Below are 24,237 nucleotides of genomic sequence, written 5' to 3'. Positions count from 1 at the left end.
CCTGCGTGCGGGCAGAACGTACGGGGCTCGGGGCAGCGGCCTCCGGCGCGGCTATTCCGAGGGCATGACGGCACGAACCAGGTGGGCGTTCTCCTGGTACGTCGAGGTGAGCTTGACGCGGCTCAGGCGCCAGCCGTCCGCCGTGCGGACCGCCTCGTTGTCGTAGAAGCCGACCACCAGCCACCGGTTGGGCCCGCCGTCGGTGAGCTCGTCGGGGAGCCAGTGTTCGGCGCGTACGTGTGCGTGGATCTTCGCGTGGTCGCCGTCGATGTGCACGACGTGTCCGGTGATGACGTGGTGGGTCGCGGCGAACGGGGCGAACACCCCGCGGAGGATCTCGACGTAGTCGCCGAGGGGCGTGTCCATGGGCGGGATGCCGGCGACCGACTCGAAGTCGAGGGTGAGCGGGTCGGTGTGGACGAGGCCGGGCAACTCGGTGAACTCCTTCATGTCCACGATGTCGGCGTACCTGCCGAAGAGCTCGATGATTTCGGCGCGATCGGTGGCGCTCATGAGGAGGACCCCTTTCCTGCGCTGCGGCTGTGCCGGAGCGTCCGTTCTGGCGTGCTCGGGTGGCGCTCTTCGCCGCCCCGGACTCGCTTATGCGACAGTCCGTCGTAAAGATTACGACAGACTGTCCATAAATTCTTGTCAGGGGCACGCGCAGAGCAGTTCACCCCGTGCGGCGCGGCGACGAAAGGAGAAAAGAGCGATGCCGATGCAGCCCCGTTCGTGCACCATGTGGGGCATGACGACGATCCGAAGGGGCCATGGCGCGTAGCCGGCCACGCCGCATCCGTGCCGGCGCACCCGATCACCGGACGGGCCCTCCGGGGCCGGTCATCGACGGTCTGTCCGCACGTGCCACGAACGAGATCACGCGTCTCGAGCACGACCGCAACTACCTGCGGCCGGGCGATGTCCGCGCAGCGGCGCGCCTGTGGAAGGACTACGTACGCAGGCCCGAGCGACAGTTGTGGCAGGACCACGAGCGGGGCGATGTGCACTGGTACTGCTGCGGCGATCCCTTCGAAGCGCGCGCCCTCCTGGACGTCGTGCTGCAAGCCCTGTCGCCTCGCAGCGCCCGAGAGCTCCGGAGCGTCGTGAGTCGCTCCGACGCCGTGTGGGACGTCCCGTCCCCGCCCTGCGGCAGGGGCAGTTGAGCAACGGGTTCGGTCAAGCCGGCCGGCTGTGGCCGGGCAGGACGCAGGCCGTGTCCAGGCCGAGGACGCGGTTGAGGCGGCCGAAGGTGAGCCAGGAGCCGATGCTCATGGTGAGTTCGACGATCTCCGCTTCGCTGTAGTGCTCCTTCATCGTGGTCCAGAAGGCGTCGTCCAAGGCGTGGTGATCGAGGGCGTAGCGCTCCGCGTATTCGGCTGCCAGACGGGTGCGGTCGTCGAAGGCGTCGGTGGTGCGCCACTCGGTGACCGCGTCGGAGAAGGTGTCCTCCACGCGTTCTCCGTCGCGGTCGGTGCGCCAGTCCAGGCAGAACTGGCAGCCGTTGATCTGGGCGATCCGCAGGCGTGCGGCCTCGAACTCCCGCAGCCCCAGGGTGGTGTGTGCGTACACGGCCAGCGAGAACTCCGCGGCGGCGGTCCCGATTCCGGGAACCATGTCGCCCCACACGTGGGCGATCGGGTCTGTGCCCTCGGGCACACTGACGATCATTTCTGACTCCTTCCGAGTCGGCCCGCGGCCGGGCTCAGGGGGATGTCCAGGGCGTCGTAGAGGCCGGGCTCGGCCGCCACCAGCCAGTCGATCGCGTTGACGAGCCGGCCCACCGCGGTGGCGTTGCCTCCCGCTGCCCGGTTCTCGCCCTCGTCGGTCGCCTCGACGGTCACCTCGATACGTGGCCTGCCCTCGACGACGACTCGATGGGCGCTGTCGCCGGCGGGAGGCGTCGGCCAGTGCGGTGCACAGGAGGGGTGGATGCGGGTCACGTGCTCGATGACGATCCGCGGCTCGCCACCGACGATCCCCTGGACCTCGAACCGCACCGCGCCCTGTGTCCCGGCCTCGAAGACGCCCATCGTGCCGGTGCTGACCGTGGCTTCGAGGGGATGGCGCTCCACGACTTCCCGGATCTCGTCGAGGGTGGCGCCGAGTGCGCGGGCCATCAGGCGTATCTGCCCACCCCAGACCATGGTCGGTACCGTCGGCGCCAGCATCAGCGGGCTGTGGTCCAGCGGGTGCCCCATGCCGATCAGGTCGCGCACCGCCTGGGCCTGGTCGTACGTGGAGTAGTCGAAGATCTCCTGGCAGCGGATCGCGTCGATGGTCGAGCCGAGGCCGCTGACCAGGAGCGGAAGTATGTCGTTTCCCCAGCCCGGGTCGATTCCGGAGACGAAGAGCGAACCGCCGCCCTCAGCGATCGCGGCGTTCACCGGATCGGTGATCTCGGTCGGCGCGCTGACGGGATCGTAGAGGGCGTACAGCGCGGGAGTGACGACGACCGCGCCCGCTCGGAGGGCTCGCACGATGTCGGCGAGCGCGCCGTCGGGCCGGACGTCGCCCGATGCCGCGTACACCACGGCTCCCGGTCGAGCGTCGAGGACGGCGGCGACATCGTCCGTCGCCGCCAGACCGAGTGGATCGTCGAGACCCGCGAGCTTGCCCGCGTCCTGGCCCACCTTCGCCGGGTCGTGCACCACGACCGCTGCGAGCTCCAGCGCAGGATGCGCCGTCACCGCACGGATCGCTGCACGCCCGACATTTCCGGTACCCCACACCACTGTCGGAATCATCCGCGGAGAGTAGCCAATACGGCTTGCACTTCCCATAGGCGTGCGCCACGGATTGTGCCTGGCGCCGGACCCACTCGGTTCCCCCGCGGCCGCCCGAAGTCCTGGCGGCTCGACCGGCTCCTAGACGAAGGTCGGGTGCGTCTCGACCTTCGGCCGATGCAGGGCCGGTGGGGCGCGGCGTTTGCTGAGGGCATGACGACTGAGCTGTCCGGACCGACGACACTGACGAAGCGGTCCCTCGCGCCGGACCTGGCGCGTGGGTCCATGCTGCTGTTCATCGCCCTCGCCAACTCCCATTATTTCCTTCGGGGTTCACATGTTCTCGGGGGGTTTCCGCAGGGCGGATCGGTGGTGGACTCGGCCACCGCGTGGCTGATCGCCACCTTCGTGGACGGCCGGGCGTTCCCGATGTTCGGGCTGCTCTTCGGATACGGGGTGGCGCACATCGTGCGCCGGCAGGCCGCGTCCCGGCCACGAGCCGTGCGGCGGCTGCTTTGGCGGCGCGGCCTGGTGCTGGTGGTGGTCGGCTCGCTGCACGCGATGCTGCTGTACGTCGGCGACATCCTGGCCGCCTACGGTGTACTGCTGCTCGTGGGTGCCTGGATGGTGCGGTGGAAGGACCGCTGGCTGCTGGTGACCGCGCTGCTGTTCTTCGTGATGATGGCGATGCCGAGCGACGGTTCGCTGGCCGTGAGCGCCGATGCGCCGGATCGCTCGATGCTGCCCCCGGATGTGGGCACGATGTTCACCGAGCGCCTGAAGGTGGCACCGCTGGTGGCACTCCTCGGCCCCCTCGGGTTTCTGTGCCCGTTCGCGATGGGGTTGTGGGCCGGGCGGCGTCGCGTGCTGGAGGAGGCCGAGCGGTATCGGACGCTGCTGCGTGTCACTGCCGTGGTGGGCATCGGCGCCGCCGTTCTCGGTGCGCAGCCCGCGTCCGTCATGACCGCGGGCATCGTCGATGTGCCCGGTCGGCAGGTACTGGAGACGATCGGCCCGCTGCACGATGCGACGGGTGTGCTCGGCGGGTTCGGGTACGCGGCGCTGGTCGCGCTGGTGGCGTCGCGTCCTGCCGAACGGCGTGGGCGTGTGGTGGGTGCGGTCGCCGCGGCCGGACAGCGGTCGATGACCTGCTATCTCGCGCAGTCCGTGGTCTGGGCGGTGGTCTTCACTCCGTTCCTGCTGGATCTTTCGGGGGTCCTCAGCGTGTCCGGCACCGCGCTCCTGGCCGTAGGCGTGTGGCTCGGGACGGTGCTGTTGGCCGAGCGGATGCGGCGGTCGGGGCAGCGGGGGCCGTTCGAGGTTCTGGTCCGGCGGGTGACGTACGGCAGTGCCGTCTCAACGGCACGCATACCCAAGGGAGTTGCCGATGCGCGGTCATGCCCCCGTGGTGGATCCGGGTCGGACGATCATCAGGACGACGACGATCGCCCACAGCAGGTTGAAGATGCCCGTGAGCATGGTGATGCGACCGGCGACGGAACGGGCGGCATCGCGGCCCGCCGGAGCCGTGCGCTCGGCGGCGAGGTCCAGCAGGCGGCGCTGGGCGGGCAGGACGCCGAGCCCGAGGAGCGCGGCGGCGGCCAGGGTCAGGATCAGTGAGGCGATGAGCCAGGCGTCGGTGAGTACGCCGAGCTGAGCTCCGGTGGCGATGCCGAAGACGGGAACGGCGACGCCGGCCACCGCGTACCCGCTGCACACCCGGTGCAGGACCGCGGCGACGCCCGCGGGTCTGCCGCGCTCGCTGTCGTCGGCGCAGGCCTGGAGTGCGAAGCGCGGAAACATGGAGGCGGCCACGGTGATCGCGCCGACGGTGACGATCGCGACGAGTACATGGAGGGACAGGAGCAGTTCGGTCACGTGGGCCTCCGGGCCGGGCGCTGCGAGCAGGGCATGCCGTAGGCGCACCGGCCCCGGATGCCGACCGGCGCACCTATTGGCAGCCAACGTAAATAAGTCGGCTGCCAATACATACACTGCCGACACCTTCCTTGGGTAGGCTGTCTACCTATGAAGACGGATGCGGTGCGTGGGCACCTCGACGGACTCCTCCTGGCCGTGCTCGAGCCGGGACCTCTGCACGGGTACGCGATCATCACGGCGGTCAAGGGCCGCAGCGACGGCGCGATCGAACTGCGTACGGGCACCATCTATCCCGCTCTGAACCGCCTCGAGCGCCTCGGCCTGCTCCGCAGCAGCTGGCAGACGACGGGCGAGCGCCGCCGCCGCTGTTACGAACTGACGGATGCCGGGCGCACGTCGCTCGATGGCGAGCGCGCCGCGTGGCGCGAGTTCACGGCGGTGATCGGCTCGGTGCTCGATCCGGCGACACCGCCCGGGAGCCCGGCGTGAGACGTCTGCGTGATGCTCGACGGGCGGAGTCCGCCGCCGAGTCGGCCAACCCGGTGGAGCAGCATCTCGCTTCGCTCGCGGACGCGCTGCACGGGCCGGACGGGGCCAAGCAACGGATGCTCGACGACATGCGTCAGGGCCTGCTGGACACGGTTGCCGCGCATGCCGCATCAGGTGTGCCGTACGCGACGGCGGAGGCGCGGGCGGTCCGTGAGTTCGGCAGCGTGACAGAGCTCGCGCCTGCCTGCCAGCAGGAGTTGACGATCGCGCAGGCCCGTCACACGGCGCGGGCCGTGACACTGACGGCTCCGCTGCTCGCCGTCTGCTGGCTGCTCATGCGGGCGGCGGCCGGTCCGGGGACGTTCCTGCCGCAGGTCGTGCAGTTCTTCGCGGTCGCGGCGGCCGCGATCGTGCTGCTCGCTGCTGGAGTGCTGGCGGCGACCGGGGCTCTCGCGCGGTGGCTCCCCACTCCCGACCGGCTCCCACGTGCCGTCGCCCTCGGCGGTACTACGGCGAGCACGGTCATGGCCGTGACGGCACTGACCCTCGCGGCGACGGCCGGACTTGCCGCTCAATGGCCGCTGCTGCTGTGTGCCGGGGCGCTCGCGGCCGCCGTGCACGCGTCCGTCGCATCCGCGGCCCGCGCCTGCCGGCGGTGCGCCCGCCTCGCCGATCGACAGGTGGCGTGACCGGCACCGACCCACGGGCGTACCTGACACGAGCAGCAGCTCCCCGTCACCGATGACGGGGAGCTGCTGCTCGGCGGACACCGGGCGCGACCTCCACGGCTGCCTCCGATGGGTACGTACGTCAGTCGGTCGCGGACACCGACACCGGCGTCCGCTCCTGCGCCCCCTCTTCCTCGGCGCGGCGCTCGACGGACGTCGTGGTCTTCAGCGGCTTCTCGCGGATGAACAGGACCGCGATCAGGGCGAGTACGGCGAACGGCAGGGACATCAGGAAGAGGTCGCCGGTGGCCGTTCCGTAGGCGTTCTCGACGACAGCCTTGACCGGGCCCGGCACCGCGCTCATGTCCGGCACCGCACCATGCCCGCCGCCGCTGCCCTCCCCCACGGCACCAGCGCCCGGGAGGTCGGCCAGCCCCTTGGTCATCTCGGTCGCGACCCGGTTGGCGAGTACGGCACCGAGCACGCTGGTGCCGATCGTGCCGCCGAGGCTACGGAAGAACGACAACGTGGAGGTGGCCGCGCCCAGTTGATGGGCAGGCACATCGTTCTGCGCGACCAGGACCAGGTTCTGCATCAGCATGCCGATGCCGATGCCGAACACCGCCATGTACGCGCTGAGCAGCCCGAAGCCGGTGCTCGAGTCGAGGGTGGACAGCAGACCGAGGCCCGCGACCATGATCACGGCGCCGGCGACCAGGAAGGCCTTCCAGCGGCCGGTCCGGCTGATGACCTGGCCCGCGACGGTGGAGGAGACCAGCAGGCCGCCGATCATCGGCAGGCTCATGAGGCCCGCCACCGTGGGTGACTTGCCGAGGGCGACCTGGAAGTACTGGGCGAGGAAGACGGTGCCGGCGAACATCGCGACGCCGACGAAGAAGCTCGCCAGGGTGGTCAGCGACACGGTGCGGTTGCGGAACACGGTGAGCGGGACGACGGGCTCCGGCACCCTCGACTCCACGTAGACCGCCGCGCCGAGCAGGACGGCTGCGGTGGTGGTGAGCGCGGCGGTCTGCCAGGAGGCCCAGTCGAAGTTGTTGCCGGCCAGCGACGTCCAGACCAGGACGGCGCAGACGCCGGCGACGATGAGGAACGCACCGAGCCAGTCGATCCGCACCTCACGCCGCGTGGTCGGCAGCTTCAGAGTGCGCTGCAGGATGGCGATCGCGGCGAGGGCGAACGGCACGCCGACGAAGAAGCACCAGCGCCAGCCGAGCCATTCGGTGTCGACGAGCAGTCCGCCGACCAGCGGACCGGCCACCGTGCCCACGGCGAACACCGCGCCGAACACGCCGCCGTACCGCCCCAGGTCACGCGGCGGGATGATCGCGGCCATGACGACCTGGGCGAGGGCGGTCAGACCGCCCGCTCCGATGCCCTGGATCACGCGGCTGAGGATGAGCATCCCGATGCCCTGGGAGAACCCGGCGACCAGCGATCCGACGACGAAGAGGCCGAGCGACAGCTGCAGCAGCAGTTTCTGGTTGAAGAGGTCGGAGAGCTTGCCCCACAGCGGCACGGTCGCCGTCATGGCGAGCAGCTCCGAGGTGACCACCCAGGTGTACGAGGACTGGCTCGCACCGAGGTCGACGATGATCCGGGGCAGGGCGTTCGACACGATCGTGCCGGCCAGTACCGCCACGAACATGCCGGCCATGAGGCCCGACATCGCCAGGAGTATCTGTTGGGGTTTCTCCCGGGTGGGAGGCGCGTCAGCACTGACGGAATTCACTGGACTTCCTTGAACTGCCCGAAGGGATGGATGAGTTGAGTGGGTCACCGCGCGCCGAGCGGCCTGGTGAGGCCGGCGGCGAGCTGGTCGAAGACGCGGTGGAAGACGTCGAGCAGCGGCTCGTCGCGCGCCGTCTCGTGCCAGAGGGTCACAGCGACGCGCGCCGACAGGGCCGGCAGAGCAGCGATCATCCGCGAGTAGAGCTGCGCCTGCCGGTCGGGTTCGCCCTGGTCGCGCAGGCGCTGGAGGACCACGTCCGCGGTCGCCTTCTCGTCCTCGGCCTGCAGCGACAGCATCCGGGATGTCAGCTCCGGGGAGCGGGAGAGCACCAGCGCGACGAGGGACCACAGTTCCGGGTCGAAGTCGAGGCCCGACAGGTTCTCCGCCATGTAGTCGCGCAGGACGTCGAGCATGGACCCCTCGGGCGGGGCTTCGCGCATCACCTCGCGCAGGCGCTCGCCCGCTTCCGGGTCGGCCATGACGAAGGCCTCTTCCCGGCTCTTGAAGTAGTTGAAGAAGGTCCGCGGCGAGACGCCGGCGCGTTCGCTGATCGCCTCGACCGTGACGTTCTCCGCGCCCTGATCCGCGGCCAGACGTACCGCGGCCTCGAAGAGGGCGTGTCGTGTCGCCTGCCTCTTGCGTTGACGTAGCCCGTCGGGCTGCCCTCGTTCCACCATGTTTTGCACGGTAACGCAAAAGTGCAGAGCACTGCAAAAACTGGCCGCGAGCGCTCTGCGACCTGCTGGAATGCGGGCGCGCCGGCTGGTCTGCAGGCGAACACAGCGCAGGCCGCGCCGGTCGGGCCGGCGCGGCCTGGGTGCTCGGTGTGGTGCTGCGGGTCCGGTCAGTCCTCGGTCGAACTCGCCTTGCGCAGTGCGGAGATGCAGGAACCGATGGCCTGCTGCAGGTCCTCGAGCCGGCGGACCATGTCGTCCTCGTAGAAGTCGTCGGCGTCGTCGAGGGTCAGCTCCTCGAAGACCTTCGTCGCCTTGTCGAGGCTGGAGTAGAACTTGGTTCGGCGTTCCTGCACACGCAGTTCGGGGTCGGACTCGACGGCCCGCTCGACCGCCTCGGCCGCAAGCCCCTTCATCGTGTCGAACGCCTCCGCGGCCCACTCGCCGGCCTCTTCGGACTCGTCGAGCTCGTCGATCAGCGACAGATGACGCTCGGCCTCCTCGCGCAGTTCGGCCGGGGCGTCGACACGTTGGCCCGCGGGGGTCTTCAGTTCGCCCTCCTCGGCGATCCGGCGGACGTAGTCGATGCGGTCGGCGACCTTGGCCTCTCCGGCGACCGCCTTCTTGAGCACCTCGGTGCGGGCGACGTCGCGCGCCAGTTCCGTCTGCAGGGCCGGGTCGTCCTGCAGGCGGTCGAGGAGTGCGTGCCGGGCGGCCTCTGCGGTGGACGGGTCGGCGAGGATCGCGGCGCGCAGGGCGGTGGGGTTCTCCGCGACCTCGAGAGCCTTGGTGGGGCGGATGCCCTCGGCCTCGGCGGCCGCGGTGATCGCCGTGCCGCGTACGGACGTGGCGCTGCTGCGGGAGGTGTAGTACGAGAGCCAGACGTCGGCCTCGGGCAGTTCGATATCCTCACCCGGGGTCAGGGCCTCGAACTGCGGCACGAGACCGTCGTCCGCGGCCATGTCCCACGCCTTGTAGTAGCGCATGATCCGCTCCGGGGAGCAGCCGGCGAGCTTGCCGAACTGCTTCGCGGAGATCTTGACCGTCTCCCCCGCGGACTGTCCGCCGGGCCGGACGCTGCGGGCGACCTTGAGGGCGAAGGCCCAACCGCCGGTGCGGGCATAGACGCCGAACTCTCGGGCGTCCTCAGCCACGCGCTCGTCCACGTCGACGGCCGGGACCTCGTCGTCGGCGGTCAGGTCCGGTTCATCTGCCGCGTCCGTGACCTCGGCTCCGTCGGCGTGGAGATCCTGCTCCCCGTCGACACCCTGGTCCGAGTCGGTGCCCCGGTCGGCAGCGACGTTCCGGTCCGAGTCGGGCGGACCCGGATGGTCACCGAGGACGGGTGCGGACGGTTCGGGGACGACGAAGAAGCCGTCGTCCGGGTCGGCAGGAACGCCCCGGGCCGCGTCATCGGCCGTGGCCCGGCCCGAGTCACCGGCCGCACCGTCGTGGGCTTCGGTGGCAGTGCCGTCTACGGCTGCGGGGTCGAACGCTACGGTCACAGGTAACTCTCCCGGTTGGTCTGGTGCTTCGGCGCCGGTGGAACAAAGTGCACATGTTACGCCCGCGACAGCGAGGTGCCGTGCTGCAGGGCCCCTTCTGCGCGAGGACCTGCGACTGAGGTCAGGCGCTGCCGCGTAGCGCCTTGGCCTAAACTCGCAGAACCCGACGCAGGAGCCCGACGATGACACCCGCCGCGCAGATTCCGCCGGACCAGTGCGCGTTCGAGCACGGTCCGACGCGTGAGACCTGGCAGCGGATGCGGTTGCGTGCCGGGGCGGCCGTGCCACTGGTTGTCCTGCTGTTGCTGGCCACGGTGACGGTGATGGGTCTGCTCGGGAACCGGACGGGGTCGGAGCCGATGTGGATGCGGATCGCCGGGTTCGTCTGCTTGGTGGCGGCGCCGTTCATCTTCGCGCTCGCGCTGTACTCGCTGGGGCCGATTCTGCGGCTGTGGAGGATGCGACGGATTCTGCGGGTGTATCCGTGGCAGTACTGTGCCGCGGTCCGTCCGTCGCCCGGAGTCAGGGACGTGATGGCGCTGCCGGTGCACCTGCAGGTGGAGCCGGACGGGGAATGGTCGCCGCCGATGCGCGCGGTGAACCCGGTGCAGCGCAAGCGGTGGACGGGCGTCATGGAGCAGGGCGCCTGGTTCGCCGGCGATCCCGACTTCGGTGGGGTGATCGCGGAGCCGGGCGGTCGGGAGTTGATGACGGTCCAGCACGGCAGCAGTACGGCCGCGGAGCGCTACCGAAGCATCGCCCGTGACAAGGGCCGTCTCGCCCGTGCGAAACGGGCGGGGCTCTCCCATCCGACCACCGGACTGCGGGGCTGAGGCACCGCACATGCGGGCCGTGACGTGCTACTGCGGCACTCGGTAGCCGGCGACCGAGGGCCAGCGCACCGTGAGGACGACAGATTCCTCCTCGGCGTACCAGGAGTGGTCGACACCTCGGCCCCATACGACGTAGTCGCCGCGCTCGGCGAGAAGTACGCTGCGGCCCGGGAGTTCGACGCGGAAGCGGCCGTCGATGAGCACGAGGAGGGCCGTGCGCTCCTCCCCCTCCACCCATTGCGCGCGTTCGTCGCCGGGCGGGTGGACTCCCCATTTGATCTCGACGTCTTCGCTGTGACGGGGGTCGTCGTGGCCCTTGAAGTGGCCGAGCAGCCAGCCGCGGTCGAGTGCCGCGTCCTTGCCCGCATTGCCCACGTAGACGCTGTCGTTCATGGACGGAAGTTAGCAGGCGCTGCGACGCGTCGGTGCGGGCGGTGCGTGCCTGGCCGCCCGGGAGGGTGGCGGCCAGGCGCAGTGAGTGAGCCGGGTCAGCGTCCGGCAAGCTGGAGTTGGCGTCCGGTCAGCTGGACGGGCAGCGTGTGGTGCAGGTGAGGGGTCGGACGCCAGGAGTCCTGGTCCTCGATACGGCGCAGCAGAATGCCCTCGCGGATGGCCCACGGGCACAGGGTGAGGGTGTCGAGGCCCATGAGCTTCATCGCGGTGTGCCCGACGAGTGCTCCGGCGAGTGCCTGGGAGGCGCGCGGTGCGGAGATGCCGTGGAGTTCCGCGCGACGGGCGGCGGGCAGGGCACCCAGGCGGTCGATGGCCTCGCGCAACCCGCGGCGGCTCAACTGCCGGTCCACGAAGGGGCCGTGGCGCCCGGCGGGTGCCCCGCACAGCCGCCCGAGTTGACTGAAGGTGCGTGAGGTGGCGACTGCGGTGAGCGGGCCCTCCCACTGGATGCGGGCGGCCACGTCACGCAGTTCGTGACGGATGCGGCGGCGTACGTGTTTGAGGGTGTCCCTGGTGGGTGGGTCCTGGGCTTGCATGTGTTCACGGGTGAGGCGGTTGGCACCGAGGGGCAGGGACACAGCGAAGTCGGGCAGTCGGCCACGGCCGAAGGCGACCTCGAGGGATCCGCCGCCTATGTCCAGTACGGCGAGCGGGCCGGCTCTCCAGCCCATCCAGCGTCGTGCGGCGAGGAAGGTCAGTTCGGCCTCGACCTCGCCTGCCAGTACATGCAGAGGGACTTGGGTCTCCTCGCGGACGGTCCTGAGGATCTCGTCGCGGTTCGGGGCGTCTCTGACCACGGCGGTGGCGAAGGCGAAGGGTTCTTCGGAGCCCCATCTCGCAGCCTCGGACCACGCCGAGGCGACGGATTCGGACAGACGCTCCACGGCCTGCGGGCCCAGCCTTCGCTCCGGCCCTACCAGTTGGGACAGGCGCAGTCGCTGTTTGGAGGTGTGGACGGGGAGCGGCGCGCCGCCCCTGGCATCCGCGACCGCCAGCCGCACCGTGTTCGAGCCTACGTCAATCACGCTGATACGCATGGCCGTTGGGTACCCAGGGGCACGGGGTGTACGCACGCGGTGGGGGTTCGCGGGTGCCGCACCCAGGCGGGCGCCCGTCCTCGCGCCTGCGCCTCGCGCCTGCGCCGCGTGCCTGAGGAGCGTGCCTGAGGAGCGCCTGGATCGGCTGACCGGCACTATGGAACCGGTGGCCCTCGACAGGGGGCCTCTCGCCGCTCGACCCCTCTGGAGGTCTCTGTGACTCAGTCCGTTGCCGCTCCCACTCCCTTCACTGCCGACGATTACCGCGCGCGGATGGAGCGGGCCGCGCTGGCCGCCTCGTCAGCGGGCCTCGCCGGTCTGCTGGTCGCCCCGGGACCGGATCTGGTGTGGCTGACCGGATACCGGCCGTCGGCCATGACGGAACGGCTGACGCTTCTGGTGCTGCCGGTGGGCGGACAACCGGTCCTGGTGGTGCCGAAACTGGAGCGTGCAGACGCGGCGAAGGCGGCGGGTGCGCCGGCCCTTGAGTTGCGCGACTGGACGGACGGGACGGACCCGTACGGGATCGTGTCACCGCTGGTGAGTGCTGCGGGTACGTTCGCCGTCAGCGACAGCACGTGGGCGCTCCATCTCCTTGCTTTGCAGGGCGAGTTGTCGCGAGCCCGTTTCGAGGCGGTGACCACGGCGCTGCCGATGCTGCGGGCCGTCAAGGACGATGCGGAGTTGGCACGCGTGACCGCGGCGGGGGCTGCGGCCGATGCCGCGTACGAGGAGATCAAGAAGGTGGCGTTCGCGGGGCGGCGCGAGGTGGATGTGGCGGTGGATCTGGCCCGCCTGCTGCGGGAGTTCGGTCATGAGCAGGTGAACTTCACGGTGGTCGGCTCGGGTCCGAACGGTGCGGATCCGCACCACGAGGCGGACGACCGAGTGATCGAGCAGGGTGACACCGTGGTTCTTGACTTCGGTGGGCTGAAGTACGGTTACGGGTCGGACACTACGCGCACGGTGCACGTCGGCGTCCCGAGTGCCGAGGTGCAGCGGGTGCATGCGGTGGTGCGGGAGGCGCAGCAGGCCGGGTTCGACGCGGTCCGGCCGGGGGTCTCGTGCCAGGAGGTGGACCGGGCGGCGCGCAGGGTGATCGAGGCTGCGGGGCTCGGTGAGTACTTCATCCACCGGACCGGGCACGGGATCGGCACGACGACACATGAGCCGCCGTACATGGTCGAGGGCGAGGAGCAGCAGCTGGTGCCGGGGATGTGTTTCTCGGTCGAGCCAGGGGTGTACCTGCCGGGGCGGTTCGGGGTGCGGATCGAGGACATCGTGACGGTGACTCAGGAGGGTGGATTGCGGCTGAACAACAGCGACCACGGCCTGGCCGTGGTTGAGTGATGCCATCCCAGTAACCTTGAGTGGACACTCACCTCACTTGTCCCCGTGACGAGTTGAGCTGACGGCGGTTAGGCACATGACGAACACCCTTCGTGTGTGCGTGAGTTGGGAGCGGGGACACCATCCGCTCCCCCAGTTCGGCGCCCGTGGGGCGTGCGACGACGAAAGGCCAGTGTCATGTCCGAAGTTCAGTTGGAATCCACCGGAGTTCAGGCCCAGTACGCCGCCCAGGTGACGGCCGACCTCGAGGCGAACGTCAAGGAGCAGGAGCGGATCGGCGGTGAACTCGCCGCGCTTCAGGAGCAGTTGGCGACTCTTGAGCACGACCGTGCGGTGCTGGTGAGTGTGCGGGACGCCCTGGGGTCGTCCGCCGACGCGGCAGGCTCGAATGCGGCCGGGGCTCGGTCGCCCGCCGCGGAGCCCGCGTCCGACGAGGCGCAGGACGCGCCGGCGGAGGTTGCCGAGAAGGCGGTTCCGGCTCCGCGTCGCGGTGCGGGAAGGACCGGCTCGGGCCGCACCCGTGGTGCCGCTTCGTCGCGCGCCAAGGGCACGGCGAAGGCCCCGGCCAGGAAGGCGGTGGCCGAGAAGTCGACCGCCGGGGCGGGGAAGGCGGCCAAGGCGGAGAAGCCGGCCAAGACCCCGAAGGCTCCGAAGGCGGGCAAGACCGTGAAGGCGGTCAAGGCCAAGGCGACGCGGACCGCTCCGGCTGCGGACAAGTCGGCCGCTGCCTCAACCGGCAGTGCAGGCGGCGCAGTCGGGGCACCGAAGCGCGCGCGGGCGGCCAAGAAGCAGGGTTCCACGCAGTCGGGTCCTACGCTGGTGGAGCTCATCGGCGCTCACCTGACCGATCAGAGTGAGCCGCGTTCGGCCGCCGAGGTGACCACCGCGCTGACTCAGGCACACCCGGACCGCTCGATGAAGGTGACCGTGGTGCGTACCACCCTGGAGGGCCTGGTGGCCAAGGGCCGTGCGCAGCGCAGCAAGCAGGGCAGCTCGGTGTTCTACACCTCGGCCGGGACGCCCACCGACAAGGCGGCCGCGCCCTCCGCATGACATCGGAGTGCGGATCGGCCCGGGACCGCACAGGTCCCGGGCCCGGACGCCCGCCCCGGCCAGGTGTGACGGCGGCGGGTCAGGCAGGGAGCCGCGGCACGCTCTCGACGAGGCGGCGGGTGTAGGGGTGTGCGGGAGAACCGAGCACCTGACCGGTGTCGCCCTGCTCGACGATCCTGCCGCCTTCGAGCACCGCGGTACGTGCGCACAGTGAGGCGACGACGGACAGGTCGTGCGAGACCATCACGAGTGTCAGTCCCTGTTCCCGCTGGAGTTCGGCGAGCAGGTCGACCACCTTGACGCGCGTGGTGACGTCGAGTGCGCTGACGGGCTCGTCGGCGAGGAGGACCCGGGGGTCGCACACGGTGGCTCGGGCGATGGCGATGCGCTGGCGTTGCCCGCCGGAGAACTCACGAGGGTAGCGGTCTGCGGCATCGGCGGGCAGGCCTACCCGCCGCAGTACGTCTTCGACCTTGGCTTCGGCGGTGCGGCGGGTGTCGAGTCCCAGTGAGCGCAGAGGTTCGGCGACGAGGGTGCCGATGCGCTGCCGGGGGTCGAGGGACGAGTACGGGTCCTGGAAGACGCACTGCACACTGCGCCGGAAGCCGCGCATCTGGGTGCGGTCACGGAGGTTGAGGGGTGCCCCGTCGAAGCGGACGGTGCCGGTGGTCGGCCGGTTGAGGCCGAGGAGCAGGCGGAGCAGGGTGGTTTTGCCTGCGCCGGATTCACCGACGAGGGCGAGGCTCCGGCCTGCCTCGACGGTGAGGGAGATGTCTTCGACGACGGGTGTGCGACGTCCGCGGTAGGCGTAGCCGGCGGAGTCGAGTTCCAGTACCGGGCTCATCGCGTGCTCCCGAGGTCGAGGGCGGACTCGAGTTGGCGGGCGCTGGCCACGAGCTGCCGGGTGTACGCCTCGCGGGGGTGGCGCACGAGCGTGTGGATGTCGCCCTCTTCCACCGTGCGGCCCCGCTGGAGGACGAGTACGCGGTCGGTGATGCGGGCGACGACGGCCAGGTCGTGACTGACGAAGAGGACGGCCATGTCGCGTTCCCGTACGAGGGCGTCGAGGAGGTCGAGCATGTCGGACTGGACGGTGACGTCGAGGGCCGTGGTGGGTTCGTCGGCGATGAGGAGCTTGGGGTCGCAGGCGAGTGCCATGGCGAGGGCCGCGCGCTGGCGTTGTCCGCCGGAGATCTCGTACGGAAAGGCGCGGGCGATGCGCGTGGGGTCGGGCAGCCGGACCTGGTCGAGGGCGTCACGTACGGCCTTCTTCAACTCGGCGCCGTGCAAACCGCGTTGACGGGTGAGTGGTTCGGCGATCTGCTTGCCGATGCGCATCAGCGGATCGAGTGCGGTGAGGGGCTCCTGGAAGACGATGGCGGCGCCCCGACCGCGTACGGCGGTGAGTTGCCGTTCCGTGGCATCGATGACCTGGGTGCCGGCGAGCTCGATGCTGCCGGTGGCGGACATGCCGTCGGGCAGGAGGCCGAGGACGGCGAGAGTGGTGAGGGACTTGCCGGACCCGGATTCGCCGATGAGGCCGAGGCGTTCCCCCGGGGCGACGGTCAGGGACAGGTGGTCGACGAGGGTGTGTCCGGCCTCGGTGCGGATGGTGAGGTCGCGGATGTCGAGGAGTGTCATGAGCGCCTTTGCCGGGTGGCCGGGTCGAGGGTGTCACGCAGGCCGTCGGCGATCAGATTGACACCGATGACCAGCAGGACCAGCAGGACGCCGGGGGCGAGGGCGCCTGCGGGTGCGGTGGTGAAGGTGGCCTGTGCCTCCTGCAGCATGCCGCCCCAGGAGGCGTTGGGGGGCGGTGCGCCGAGGCCGAGGTAGGACAGCCCGGCTTCGGCGAGGACGGCGAGGCCGAACTGCAGGGCGAGGTTGACGACGAGCGTCGGCCAGATGTTGGGCAGGACGTGGCCGACGACGGTCCGGGGCCAGGAGGTTCCGGAGGTGCGAGCGGCGGTGATGTAGTCCTGCGCGAGCACCCGCTTGACGAGGATCCGTACGAGGCGGCCGACGACCGCGCTCTGGGCGAGCCCGATGGCGAGGACTGCGGAGCCGAGGGTGGCGGAATGTGCGGCGACGATGAGCATCGCGAGGAGCAGCGTCGGGAACGCGATGAGGATGTCGAGGAGCGCCGAGAGTGTGTCGTCGAGCCAGCCCTGCGCGAAGGCCGCGAGAACGCCGAGAGTGATGCCGAGGGTGGCGGCGATGAGCACCGAGCCGAGGCCCGCTTCGAAGGCGATACGGGAGCCGGTCATGAGCTGGGTGAAGAGATCGCGGCCGAGTTTGTCGGTGCCGAGGAGGTGGTCGCCACTGGGACCGGTGAGGCGTCCGCCGCTGGTGTCGTCGGACGCGTAGGGCTGCCAGAGCACAGAGACCAGAGCGAACAGGGCGATCGCCGCGGTGAGGACGGCGCCGACAACGAGCGTGCCGGAGCGGCCAGTTCGCGGTCGCCCGGTGACCGGCTCAGATGCGGGAGCGAGGAGGTCCGCGGTGGGTTTCATCGGGCGCCTCCCGAGAGCCGGCCGCGCAGCCGTGGGTCGACGATGCGCTGTACGAGGTCGGCGGTGAAGCCGATGAGGAGCACGGCGAGGGTGGACACGAACAGCACGCCCTGGATGACGGGGTAGTCGTGTTGGGCGATTCCGGTGGCGAGGAGCGAGCCGAGTCCGGGAAGGGCGAACACGGATTCCACGACGACCGCGCCGAGCAGGGTGGAGGCGAGTTCCATGCCGAGCACGGAGATGACCGGCACGGAGGCGTTGCGCAGTCCGTGGCGCCACATGGCACGTGAGAACGACGAGCCCAGCGCGCGGGCGGTACGCAGGTAGTCGCTGTCCAGAACGTCGAGAGTGGCGGATCTGACGTAGCGGATCAGGGAGGCGCTCATGACGAGGGCGATGGTGAGCACGGGCAGGACGAGCGAACGGACCGCTTGGGCTGGTTCGCCCCAGCCGTCCTGCGGGAAGCCGCCGGCGGGCAGCCAGCCGGCGTTGAGGGCGAAGACGGCGATGAGGATCATGCCGAGCCAGAACACCGGGATGGCGATGCCGAGTTGGGATACTCCGCTGAGCAGAGCGCCGTACCAGGTGTGGCGCTTGCGGGCGGCGATGAACCCCGCGGGTACGGCGATGACGACGGCCAGGACGAAGGCCGCGAGGGTCAGGGGCACGGTCACGTCGAGACGGGCGGTGACTTCGGGTCCGACGGGCAGCGAGCTGACGAAGGACGTGCCGAGGTCGCCGCGGGTGAGTTGTCCGATCCAGTGGACGAACTGTTCGGGCAGGGGCCTGTCGGAGCCGATGGAGTGCCGGGCCGCCTCGATCTGCTCGGGTGTGGCGCCGACCGAGGTCAGTGCGTTGGCGGGGTCACCGGGCAGCATGCGGAGCAACACGAACAGCACCACGCTCGCGAGGGCGAGCGAGACGAGCAGGAAGACGAAGCGGCGCAGCAGGTAGCGCAGCATCAGCCGGTCTTCTTGATGTCGTAGGCGAAGAACTGGGAGTTGAGGCCGTTGAGCGGGTAGCCGGAGAGCTTGGTGGAGGCGACGACGATCTGCGGGTAGAGGTACAGCCAGTCGCTTGCGGCGTCCTCGGCGGTCTTGCGGTTGGCCTTCTTGAGGAGTGCGGTCTGCTCGGAGGTGCTGGAGGCCGCTTCGGCCTCGTCGACCCACTGGGTGACCTGCTTGTTGTCGTAGCCCCAGTAGAAGTCGGGGTCGCCGTACCAGACCACGTCGCGGTCGTTGACGTGCTCCTGGAGGGTGGCGGTGAAGTCGTGGTTCTTGTAGATCTTCGTGTACCACTCGTCGGGCGTGATCGTGTTGATCTTGACGGTGACGCCGACCTTGGCGAGCTGCGACTTGATGAAGGTGGCGGCGGTCGGGTGAGGGTCGTAGTTGGGGGTGTCGAGGGTGAAGCTGAAGCCCTTGGCGTAACCGGCGTCCGCGAGCAGCTTCTTGGCCTTCTTGACGTCGTGGGCGTTGACGTCGGTGAGGTCCTCGTACCAGGGGTCGGTGGGCGGGACCATGGAGCCGATGGGCTTGCCGTATCCGCCCCAGACGGAGTCGAGGAGCTTCTTGTCGTCGATGGCCGCGGAGACCGCCCGGCGGACCTTGGTGTCGGTGAACGGCTTGGCGCGGTTGTTGAAGGCGAGGAGCAGCTTGGTCGTCGAATTGCCGTCGTTGACCTTGTAGTTCTGGTTGCTCTTGAACTGCTCGAGCGCGTCGGGCGACTGCTCGCTGGTGACGACGTCGACCGCGTTGGTGAGCAGTGCGTTGTTCAGCGCCGTGGCGTCCTTGTAGTAGTGGAAGACGACCTGCTTGTTGGCGGCGGCGTCGCCCCAGTAGCCGGAGTGGCGGTCGAGGCTGAGGGCGGAGCCGCGGGTCCACTTCTTCAGCCGGTAGGGACCCGTGCCGTCCTCGCTGGTCTTGAGGCTCTTGGCCTCGGAGTTGATGATCCAGACGTAGGACAGGTTGTAGATGAAGGAGATGGACTTCTTCTTCAGCTTGACCTCGACGGTGCGGGCGTCGGGGGTCCCTACGGACTTGACGACCTCGAGGTTGGTCTTGCGTGCGGACTGGGAGTCCTTCGCGATGACCTTCTCCAGGCTGTACTTGACGTCCTTGCTGGTGAGTTCCTTACCGCTGTGGAAGGTGACGCCGTCGCGCAGGGTGAAGGTGTAGGTGAGGCCGTCGTCGCTGACCTTGTGGTCCTCGGCGAGAAGCTTTTCGACCTTGCCCTGGTCGGTGAGCCTGAACAGGCCTTCGTAGACATTGCCGTTGAGAGCCTCGGTGACGCCCTGGCCGCCGCCGGCGGTGTTGTCGAGGTTCTGCGGCTCGTAGAGCGAGCCGATGTTCACGGTGGCGTTCTTGTCGTGGCTTCCGCCCCCGCCGCTCGTGCCGGTGCCGCCGCAGGCGGTGAGGGTCAGGGCGAGGGCCGCGGTGGTGGTGCCGGCATAGCGGATGGTCTTGTTCAGGCTCATGGCGGGGTTCGCGCTTTCGTGCGGCGGTGACGGAGGTGGGCCGTGGCGGTACGGTCGGTCGCCCGGCTCGGGGCGGCAGGCGGGGTGCGGGGCGGTCAGGACTGCGCGGGGAAGCCGTCGCGGAAGACGGGGCGCTTCTCACCGGCCTCGACGGGCAGGTGCAGGCGGTTCTCCCGCGGCGGCATCGGACAGTTGTACTGGTCGGAGTAGCCGCAGGGCGGTACGAAGGCGCGGTTGAAGTCCAGGGTCACGCGTCCGGGTCCGGCGTGGGTGACGAAGAGGAAGCGCCCGGCGCCATACGTCGATGTGCCGTTGGTGGGGTCGCCGAAGACGAGGAGCAGGGTGCCGTCGTCGTCGAAGGCGCTCAGGGTGTGGTCGCGGCCGTCGAGAGTGAGGGCGATGTCGCCGGGGACGACCTTCTGCCGGGTGCCGCCGTTGTCCCTGAGGTGCTCGAATGCCACGGTGCGCGCGCCGGTCACGGGCGTGTACGAGGCGTCGATCACCCAGTCCGGGTCGTAGGGGAAGACCTCGGTGTGCCGGAAGTGCTCGATCGCGGACGAGTGCGCGTCCCAGACGCGCAGACCGTACTCGGGCTCGCCGGTCACCAGGTCTGTGCGCTCGACGGAGGTGACGGTGATGCCGTCGGGCCGCGCGGCGCGCTCCGCGTCCAGATCCGGCCGTCGGCCGTCGGGGATCCAGCGGGTCTCGACGAGGGCGAGGTTGCCGGTGGGTGCGGTGAGTGAGCGGTGCCGTTCGGCGCGCCACGCTTCCCAGGCCCGCGTGCCGTCGACGGGCTGGTTCGGGGCGGTGGCGTCGTGCACGGTCTCACTCATTCACGTAAGCGCGGGCCGGCTGCCGTCTCCATGGGTGTCACGGTGGGTGAAGCCAACCTCAAAGGTATCTCTTTATCTTCCATAAGGCGCGCTAATGTCAAATTGCGCCCGCGGGAGCAGAACTTCCGAACTCGCTGCGGTACGCCGGTGCAGCGCGATACTGGAACGGTGAGCGCATCGCACATCAAGCCACATCTGCGCTGCCTGCAGGGCAGCGGCGCCGACCTCGGGCACGCGGTGGCCGAGCGGTCGGTGGAACGTGCTGCGGGGATCGCGGATTCGACTCCTCCCCCGGTCGGTCCGCCCGTCCATGTCCTGCTGATGCACACCGGGCGATCGTCGAATCTCCGCTGGTCCGCCGATGGTGCCGCACGGCGTGAGCGATTCCACGCCGGTGACGTGCTGGTCAATCCGGCCGGGTGGGCATCGCGGCCGCGCTGGCAGGACGACGTGGAACTGCTGTTGCTCGGCATCGATCCGGTGTGGCTGGAGAAGTTGGCGGCCGAGAGCGGCGCCAGGGCTCCGGTGGAGATTCTGCCGCGGTACCACTTCACCGATCCGCTTCTGAAACTGCTGCTCGAGCGACTGGTCGCGGAGTACGCGGGTCCAGGGCCGGCGGACTCGCTGTACGCACAGTCACTGGTGCAGGCCGCCGCGGCCGTGATGCTGCGCGTGGCGGGCGACGGCGGCCCCGCGGCCGTACGCGACGGGGGTCTGGCACCGCGCCGGCTCGGCGAAGTCGTGGACTTCATCCACGCGAACCTGTCGCGGCGGGTCACCCTGGCCGACCTGGCTACGGTCGCCGGGGTCAGCGAATCGCACTTCACCCGGGTCTTCCGTGCCTCCACGGGAGAGTCCCCGCACCGGTATGTGATGCAGCGCCGCCTCGAGCACGCCCGCAGGGAACTGCTCGGCAGCAGCCGCTCCATCGCCGAGATCGCCGTCGAGGCGGGTTTCGCGGACCAGTCGCATCTGACGCGGACCATGCGGCGGCATGAAGGGGCCACTCCGCGGATGCTGCGGGAGGCGGGGCGCGGGGCCGGCGGGAGCTCTTCGTAGGCCGTCGTGTCCGGGCAATCCGACTCTCGGGCAGTGCGTGAGCGGTCCGTTCCACGGGCGATCGGATCGTTCAAGATCGACAGGCGGCTCGATACCGATGCTGGGAGGGTCAGTGGCACGGCCTCCGGCCGGCTCCGGAGGCGGCGTCACCCCCACCCGTGCATGGAGGAGTCCGCAATGGCAGACACAGCGCAGAAGTCGCTGCGTGGAAAGGTCGCCTTCGTCGGCGGCGCGTCCCGCAATCTCGGCGCACTGATCAGCACCACACTCGGCGAGGAAGGTGCACGCGTCGCGGTGCACTACAACAGTGACTCCTCGCGGGCCAAGGCCGAGGACGTCGTCGCCGAGATCAACGCCGGACCGGGCGAGGCCTTCGCCGTACAGGCGGACCTCACCGTGGTGTCCGAAGTGGAACGCACCCTCGACAAGGTGGTGGACCGGTTCGGCCGCCTCGACTACAGCGTCAACACGGCCGGCATGGTCCTGAAGAAGCCGCTCACGGAGATCTCGGAGGAGGAGTACGACCGGATGTTCGCGGTCAACTCCAAGGCCGCGTTCTTCGTGATGCGCGAGGCGGCACGCCGGATCGAGGACGGCGGGAAGATCGTCACGATCCTCACCTCACTGCTCGCCGCCTACACGGGCCTTTACTCGTCGTACGCCGGCAGCAAGGCACCCGTCGAGCACTTCGCCCGCGCCCTGTCGAAGGAGCTGTTCGGCCGGCGCGTCTCGGTGAACAACATCGCGCCCGGACCCATGGACACCCCGTTCTTCTACCCGGCCGAGGACGACGCCTCGATCGCATTCCACAAGTCCTCTGCCATGAACGGCGAGTTGACGAAGATCGAGGACATTGTGCCGTGGGTGAAACTGCTGCTCAGCGACGGCTGGTGGGCCAACGGCCAGACCATCTTCCTCAACGGCGGATACACCACTCGCTGACCGCCCCACCCCTCACCGATGGAGGAATCCGTGAGCACCGAAATCAACGACCCCGCTGTGGCCGCGTTCGTCGACGCGGTCAACTCCGGCGACCGCGACGCCTTCTTCGCGGCACTCACGCCGGACGCCACCATGTCCGACGACGGCAGTGACCGCGACCTGACCAGCTGGGTCGACAAGGAGATCTTCACGGCGAACGGCCGCCTCGACGTCGACTCGGTCGCGTCGGACGGCCGTTCACTCACTGCGTCGTACACCAACGCCACGTGGGGCAGTATGCGTACCCGTTGGACCTTCTTCGTCAGCGACGGGAAGGTGAGCCGTTTCGAAACCGGGCAGGCTTGAACGGGCCTCTGCCACACGCCTGTTGGGAGGCACTCCTGCCGGGTCTCACGCGGTGTGCAGGGTCAGACCGTAGCGTCCGAGGATCTCGTTGACGGGCTGGAACCAGGTCTCGCCGCCGCTGCTGCAGTCGCCCCAGCCGCCGGAAGTGACGCCCTGGGCCTGGTCGCCGCTGATGAACGAGCCGCCCGAGTCGCCTCCTTCGGCGCAGACGCTGGTTCTGGTCAGCTCGTGGACGACCGCGCCGTCCGAGTAGTTGACCGTCTCGTTGGTGCCGAGCAAGGTGCCGCAGTGCCAGCCCGTGGTCGAACCCGAGCGGCAGATCGACGAGCCGACCGGTGCCTCCGCGGAGCCGCGTACCAACTGGTCGGGGATGGTTCCCCAGCCGATCACCACCGGTTCGGTCCACCAGCCGTTGCCGACGCTGACGTAGGCGTAGTCGTCGCCGGGGAAGGACGAACCCTGGAAGGTTCCGATGTCGGACCCGTCCCAGCCTCGTACTCCTGCGCCCGCGCCGCCGCAGTGTCCTGCGGTGACGAAGCCGCCGTGTACCGAGAAGCCTATGGAACAGCGGACGTTGCCCGTGTAATAGGGGTCGCCGCCGACGGTGCCGGCGGCGAAGGTGGAGGCCGCCTCGGGCACGGATTCCACCTTCAGGGGTCCTGCGTCGCGGGCCTTGGCGAGGAAGGCGCGTACGGAGGCGGAGCCCTCGCGGCCCTCGACGACGTCGACCACGATCCGGTTCGCCTTCGGGTCGACCTGCCAGCCGCTCACCGCCGAGGGCGCGTCGATCCTGTCGATGCGCTCCTTGGCGGCGTCCAGGTCCGCGGCGGTGTGCTCGACGATGCGGGTCGTGGCACCCAACTGGCGAATCTTTTCTGCCTTTTGACTGCTCGTCAGTGCGACGGTGAGGCGCTCGCTCTTCGCGTCGAACCAGGAACCCGCGTACGTCGCACCGGCCGACGCCTCGGCCTTGCGTTCCACCGCCGCCGCCTCGCGCTCGGCGGCGAGACGGTCACGGGCCTGGGTCTGGGTGAGCCCCAAGTCCCTTGCCATGGCGGCCTCCAGGCCGCGGGACAACTCCGGAGCCGGCTGGGCCGCGGCCGCCGGAGCGAGCGCCGTCGCGCCGCCCCAAGTGCCGGCGATCAACAGCAGCGTGGACAGACCTGCTCGTAATCCCTTGGTACGTCTCACTTGTGGGCCCTTCTGTTGTTCCGTGGTCGTGGGGAGGAACATCAGGTGCTGCGGGCGCCGAGGCGCCCATCGCCTGAGAGCGCTCTCAGGCGATACGTGCGAGACGGCCCGGCGCGGTACGTCGGGCCACGGTTCCGGTGCTGGGGAGCGCAACTGCGAGAGGGCACGGAGGAACGGGCCGAGCCGACACGAGGAGGCCAACTCCCCCTCCGACGCCGGAGTATCACGGCGCATCAGATACAACAGCACCCGTGAGCGGCTTTGTCCAGACCTACGGTGGCGGCCGCGCCCGGAACCGTGCGGGGTGCAGCGTGGGGGAAATCCCCCAGAGCCGTCCACCGGCTGACCGGATGGATCTTCGCACCGGCGGGCGAGAACCTGTCGAGGACGGTCGTCGAGATGCCGAGGCATCTGACGAACCGGCACCTGCCAAGACCTCGACCGCTCGCACCGCCCACGCAT

At 69.6% G+C, this 24,237-nt stretch carries 25 protein-coding genes and 1 pseudogene; 10 read left to right on the top strand and 16 right to left on the bottom strand.

What is annotated here, in order from left to right:
* Nucleotides 1-51: 51 nt before the first annotated feature.
* A complete protein-coding gene (locus tag DSC45_RS20960; protein ID WP_119293200.1) occupies nucleotides 52-513 on the bottom strand; it encodes a nuclear transport factor 2 family protein in 462 nt (153 codons plus the stop codon).
* 257 nt (nucleotides 514-770) lie between these two features.
* On the opposite strand from DSC45_RS20960, the gene DSC45_RS20955 reads away from it, so the two are divergent.
* Nucleotides 771-1,163, top strand: coding sequence for a hypothetical protein (locus DSC45_RS20955; RefSeq protein ID WP_240434759.1), 393 nt, complete (start codon nucleotides 771-773; stop codon nucleotides 1,161-1,163).
* A gap of 13 nt (nucleotides 1,164-1,176) precedes the next feature.
* Here DSC45_RS20955 and DSC45_RS20950 read toward each other — a convergent pair whose 3' ends face one another.
* Together DSC45_RS20950 and DSC45_RS20945 are read right to left on the bottom strand one after the other, a co-directional pair.
* Nucleotides 1,177-1,668 carry a carboxymuconolactone decarboxylase family protein gene (locus DSC45_RS20950; protein ID WP_119293198.1) on the bottom strand — a complete coding sequence of 164 codons (492 nt, stop codon included), beginning with the start codon at nucleotides 1,666-1,668 and terminating at the stop codon, nucleotides 1,177-1,179.
* Nucleotides 1,665-2,744, bottom strand: coding sequence for an NAD(P)H-dependent amine dehydrogenase family protein (locus DSC45_RS20945; RefSeq protein WP_119293196.1), 1,080 nt, complete (start codon nucleotides 2,742-2,744; stop codon nucleotides 1,665-1,667). Before DSC45_RS20945 ends, DSC45_RS20950 begins: the two co-directional genes overlap by 4 nt.
* On the opposite strand from DSC45_RS20945, the pseudogene DSC45_RS36935 reads away from it, so the two are divergent.
* Nucleotides 2,676-4,058: pseudogene (locus DSC45_RS36935) on the top strand (DUF418 domain-containing protein); the annotation flags it as partial. The gene DSC45_RS20945 and the pseudogene DSC45_RS36935 sit on opposite strands and share 69 nt — an antisense overlap.
* Before the next feature lie 60 nt (nucleotides 4,059-4,118).
* Here the strand turns inward: DSC45_RS36935 and DSC45_RS20935 are convergent.
* Nucleotides 4,119-4,601 carry a hypothetical protein gene (locus DSC45_RS20935; RefSeq protein WP_119293194.1) on the bottom strand — a complete coding sequence of 161 codons (483 nt, stop codon included), beginning with the start codon at nucleotides 4,599-4,601 and terminating at the stop codon, nucleotides 4,119-4,121.
* A gap of 150 nt (nucleotides 4,602-4,751) precedes the next feature.
* On the opposite strand from DSC45_RS20935, the gene DSC45_RS20930 reads away from it, so the two are divergent.
* Complete coding sequence (locus DSC45_RS20930) at nucleotides 4,752-5,093, top strand: PadR family transcriptional regulator (RefSeq protein WP_119293192.1); 342 nt, start codon at nucleotides 4,752-4,754, stop codon at nucleotides 5,091-5,093.
* A complete protein-coding gene (locus DSC45_RS20925; protein ID WP_240434758.1) occupies nucleotides 5,090-5,782 on the top strand; it encodes a permease prefix domain 1-containing protein in 693 nt (230 codons plus the stop codon). Before DSC45_RS20930 ends, DSC45_RS20925 begins: the two co-directional genes overlap by 4 nt.
* Nucleotides 5,783-5,903: 121 nt before the next feature.
* On the opposite strand, the gene DSC45_RS20920 is transcribed toward DSC45_RS20925, so the two are convergent.
* The 3 genes from DSC45_RS20920 to DSC45_RS20910 all read right to left on the bottom strand — a co-directional run bounded on the left by DSC45_RS20920 (nucleotide 5,904) and on the right by DSC45_RS20910 (nucleotide 9,690).
* The gene (locus DSC45_RS20920; protein WP_119293190.1) at nucleotides 5,904-7,448 is read right to left on the bottom strand and encodes an MDR family MFS transporter; all 1,545 of its coding nucleotides are present in this window, start codon (nucleotides 7,446-7,448) and stop codon (nucleotides 5,904-5,906) included.
* A gap of 107 nt (nucleotides 7,449-7,555) precedes the next feature.
* Nucleotides 7,556-8,188, bottom strand: coding sequence for a TetR/AcrR family transcriptional regulator (locus tag DSC45_RS20915; protein ID WP_119293188.1), 633 nt, complete (start codon nucleotides 8,186-8,188; stop codon nucleotides 7,556-7,558).
* Nucleotides 8,189-8,355: 167 nt separating this feature from the next.
* The gene (locus tag DSC45_RS20910) at nucleotides 8,356-9,690 is read right to left on the bottom strand and encodes a hypothetical protein (protein WP_346426668.1); all 1,335 of its coding nucleotides are present in this window, start codon (nucleotides 9,688-9,690) and stop codon (nucleotides 8,356-8,358) included.
* Between the two features lie 182 nt (nucleotides 9,691-9,872).
* Here DSC45_RS20910 and DSC45_RS20905 point away from each other — a divergent pair, with 182 nt between their 5' ends.
* A complete protein-coding gene (locus DSC45_RS20905; protein ID WP_119293186.1) occupies nucleotides 9,873-10,523 on the top strand; it encodes a hypothetical protein in 651 nt (216 codons plus the stop codon).
* Nucleotides 10,524-10,550: 27 nt separating this feature from the next.
* Here DSC45_RS20905 and DSC45_RS20900 read toward each other — a convergent pair whose 3' ends face one another.
* Nucleotides 10,551-10,916 carry a cupin domain-containing protein gene (locus tag DSC45_RS20900; protein WP_119293184.1) on the bottom strand — a complete coding sequence of 122 codons (366 nt, stop codon included), beginning with the start codon at nucleotides 10,914-10,916 and terminating at the stop codon, nucleotides 10,551-10,553.
* Nucleotides 10,917-11,011: 95 nt separating this feature from the next.
* Entirely contained in the window at nucleotides 11,012-12,013 is a 1,002-nt protein-coding gene (locus DSC45_RS20895; RefSeq protein WP_119293182.1) for a Ppx/GppA family phosphatase, read from the bottom strand.
* Nucleotides 12,014-12,286: 273 nt separating this feature from the next.
* Here DSC45_RS20895 and DSC45_RS20890 point away from each other — a divergent pair, with 273 nt between their 5' ends.
* Together DSC45_RS20890 and DSC45_RS20885 are read left to right on the top strand one after the other, a co-directional pair.
* Nucleotides 12,287-13,363: an aminopeptidase P family protein gene (locus DSC45_RS20890; RefSeq protein ID WP_119293180.1), complete on the top strand. Its 1,077-nt coding sequence runs from the start codon at nucleotides 12,287-12,289 to the stop codon at nucleotides 13,361-13,363.
* Between the two features lie 177 nt (nucleotides 13,364-13,540).
* Nucleotides 13,541-14,416: a hypothetical protein gene (locus DSC45_RS20885; protein WP_119293178.1), complete on the top strand. Its 876-nt coding sequence runs from the start codon at nucleotides 13,541-13,543 to the stop codon at nucleotides 14,414-14,416.
* Between the two features lie 79 nt (nucleotides 14,417-14,495).
* Here DSC45_RS20885 and DSC45_RS20880 read toward each other — a convergent pair whose 3' ends face one another.
* From DSC45_RS20880 to DSC45_RS20855, 6 genes are all read right to left on the bottom strand, one after another.
* Complete coding sequence (locus tag DSC45_RS20880) at nucleotides 14,496-15,260, bottom strand: ABC transporter ATP-binding protein (RefSeq protein WP_119293176.1); 765 nt, start codon at nucleotides 15,258-15,260, stop codon at nucleotides 14,496-14,498.
* Nucleotides 15,257-16,057 (bottom strand): ATP-binding cassette domain-containing protein, encoded by an 801-nt coding sequence (locus tag DSC45_RS20875; RefSeq protein ID WP_119293174.1) that lies wholly within the window; start codon nucleotides 16,055-16,057, stop codon nucleotides 15,257-15,259. Before DSC45_RS20875 ends, DSC45_RS20880 begins: the two co-directional genes overlap by 4 nt.
* Nucleotides 16,054-16,929: an ABC transporter permease gene (locus DSC45_RS20870; protein ID WP_119293172.1), complete on the bottom strand. Its 876-nt coding sequence runs from the start codon at nucleotides 16,927-16,929 to the stop codon at nucleotides 16,054-16,056. The genes DSC45_RS20875 and DSC45_RS20870 overlap by 4 nt, the downstream gene beginning before the upstream one ends.
* Complete coding sequence (locus DSC45_RS20865) at nucleotides 16,926-17,891, bottom strand: ABC transporter permease (RefSeq protein ID WP_119293170.1); 966 nt, start codon at nucleotides 17,889-17,891, stop codon at nucleotides 16,926-16,928. Before DSC45_RS20865 ends, DSC45_RS20870 begins: the two co-directional genes overlap by 4 nt.
* On the bottom strand, nucleotides 17,891-19,405 hold the full coding sequence (locus tag DSC45_RS20860; RefSeq protein ID WP_119293168.1) for an ABC transporter substrate-binding protein: 1,515 nt from the start codon (nucleotides 19,403-19,405) through the stop codon (nucleotides 17,891-17,893). The genes DSC45_RS20865 and DSC45_RS20860 overlap by 1 nt, the downstream gene beginning before the upstream one ends.
* Before the next feature lie 95 nt (nucleotides 19,406-19,500).
* Nucleotides 19,501-20,238: a DUF1684 domain-containing protein gene (locus DSC45_RS20855; RefSeq protein ID WP_119293166.1), complete on the bottom strand. Its 738-nt coding sequence runs from the start codon at nucleotides 20,236-20,238 to the stop codon at nucleotides 19,501-19,503.
* 168 nt (nucleotides 20,239-20,406) lie between these two features.
* Between DSC45_RS20855 and DSC45_RS20850 the strand changes: the two genes are divergently transcribed.
* From DSC45_RS20850 to DSC45_RS20840, 3 genes are all read left to right on the top strand, one after another.
* Entirely contained in the window at nucleotides 20,407-21,297 is an 891-nt protein-coding gene (locus tag DSC45_RS20850; RefSeq protein ID WP_119293164.1) for a helix-turn-helix domain-containing protein, read from the top strand.
* A gap of 177 nt (nucleotides 21,298-21,474) precedes the next feature.
* Nucleotides 21,475-22,239, top strand: a complete 765-nt coding sequence (locus tag DSC45_RS20845) for an SDR family oxidoreductase (RefSeq protein ID WP_119293162.1) — start codon at nucleotides 21,475-21,477, stop codon at nucleotides 22,237-22,239.
* A 30-nt stretch (nucleotides 22,240-22,269) separates the two neighbouring features.
* A complete protein-coding gene (locus tag DSC45_RS20840; protein WP_119293303.1) occupies nucleotides 22,270-22,584 on the top strand; it encodes a nuclear transport factor 2-like protein in 315 nt (104 codons plus the stop codon).
* Nucleotides 22,585-22,629: 45 nt separating this feature from the next.
* Here the strand turns inward: DSC45_RS20840 and DSC45_RS20835 are convergent, their stop codons facing one another.
* Complete coding sequence (locus DSC45_RS20835; RefSeq protein WP_119293160.1) at nucleotides 22,630-23,817, bottom strand: S1 family peptidase; 1,188 nt, start codon at nucleotides 23,815-23,817, stop codon at nucleotides 22,630-22,632.
* Nucleotides 23,818-24,237 lie beyond the last annotated feature (420 nt).

This window comes from Streptomyces sp. YIM 130001 (assembly GCF_003574445.1).
GTDB lineage: Bacteria > Actinomycetota > Actinomycetes > Streptomycetales > Streptomycetaceae > Streptomyces.
This window is presented reverse-complemented; position numbering and strand designations above follow the sequence as displayed.

Coding starts and splice junctions, on each gene's coding strand:
- DSC45_RS20960 (WP_119293200.1), bottom strand. CDS start 513: ATGAGCGCCACCGATCGCGCCGAAATCATCGAGCTCTTCGGCAGGTAC.
- DSC45_RS20955 (WP_240434759.1), top strand. CDS start 771: ATGGCGCGTAGCCGGCCACGCCGCATCCGTGCCGGCGCACCCGATCAC.
- DSC45_RS20950 (WP_119293198.1), bottom strand. CDS start 1,668: ATGATCGTCAGTGTGCCCGAGGGCACAGACCCGATCGCCCACGTGTGG.
- DSC45_RS20945 (WP_119293196.1), bottom strand. CDS start 2,744: ATGATTCCGACAGTGGTGTGGGGTACCGGAAATGTCGGGCGTGCAGCG.
- DSC45_RS20930 (WP_119293192.1), top strand. CDS start 4,752: ATGAAGACGGATGCGGTGCGTGGGCACCTCGACGGACTCCTCCTGGCC.
- DSC45_RS20920 (WP_119293190.1), bottom strand. CDS start 7,448: ATGTCGGGCCTCATGGCCGGCATGTTCGTGGCGGTACTGGCCGGCACG.
- DSC45_RS20915 (WP_119293188.1), bottom strand. CDS start 8,188: ATGGTGGAACGAGGGCAGCCCGACGGGCTACGTCAACGCAAGAGGCAG.
- DSC45_RS20905 (WP_119293186.1), top strand. CDS start 9,873: ATGACACCCGCCGCGCAGATTCCGCCGGACCAGTGCGCGTTCGAGCAC.
- DSC45_RS20900 (WP_119293184.1), bottom strand. CDS start 10,916: ATGAACGACAGCGTCTACGTGGGCAATGCGGGCAAGGACGCGGCACTC.
- DSC45_RS20895 (WP_119293182.1), bottom strand. CDS start 12,013: ATGCGTATCAGCGTGATTGACGTAGGCTCGAACACGGTGCGGCTGGCG.
- DSC45_RS20890 (WP_119293180.1), top strand. CDS start 12,287: ATGGAGCGGGCCGCGCTGGCCGCCTCGTCAGCGGGCCTCGCCGGTCTG.
- DSC45_RS20885 (WP_119293178.1), top strand. CDS start 13,541: ATGTCCGAAGTTCAGTTGGAATCCACCGGAGTTCAGGCCCAGTACGCC.
- DSC45_RS20880 (WP_119293176.1), bottom strand. CDS start 15,260: ATGAGCCCGGTACTGGAACTCGACTCCGCCGGCTACGCCTACCGCGGA.
- DSC45_RS20875 (WP_119293174.1), bottom strand. CDS start 16,057: ATGACACTCCTCGACATCCGCGACCTCACCATCCGCACCGAGGCCGGA.
- DSC45_RS20870 (WP_119293172.1), bottom strand. CDS start 16,929: ATGAAACCCACCGCGGACCTCCTCGCTCCCGCATCTGAGCCGGTCACC.
- DSC45_RS20865 (WP_119293170.1), bottom strand. CDS start 17,891: ATGCTGCGCTACCTGCTGCGCCGCTTCGTCTTCCTGCTCGTCTCGCTC.
- DSC45_RS20860 (WP_119293168.1), bottom strand. CDS start 19,405: ATGAGCCTGAACAAGACCATCCGCTATGCCGGCACCACCACCGCGGCC.
- DSC45_RS20855 (WP_119293166.1), bottom strand. CDS start 20,238: ATGAGTGAGACCGTGCACGACGCCACCGCCCCGAACCAGCCCGTCGAC.
- DSC45_RS20845 (WP_119293162.1), top strand. CDS start 21,475: ATGGCAGACACAGCGCAGAAGTCGCTGCGTGGAAAGGTCGCCTTCGTC.
- DSC45_RS20835 (WP_119293160.1), bottom strand. CDS start 23,817: ATGTTCCTCCCCACGACCACGGAACAACAGAAGGGCCCACAAGTGAGA.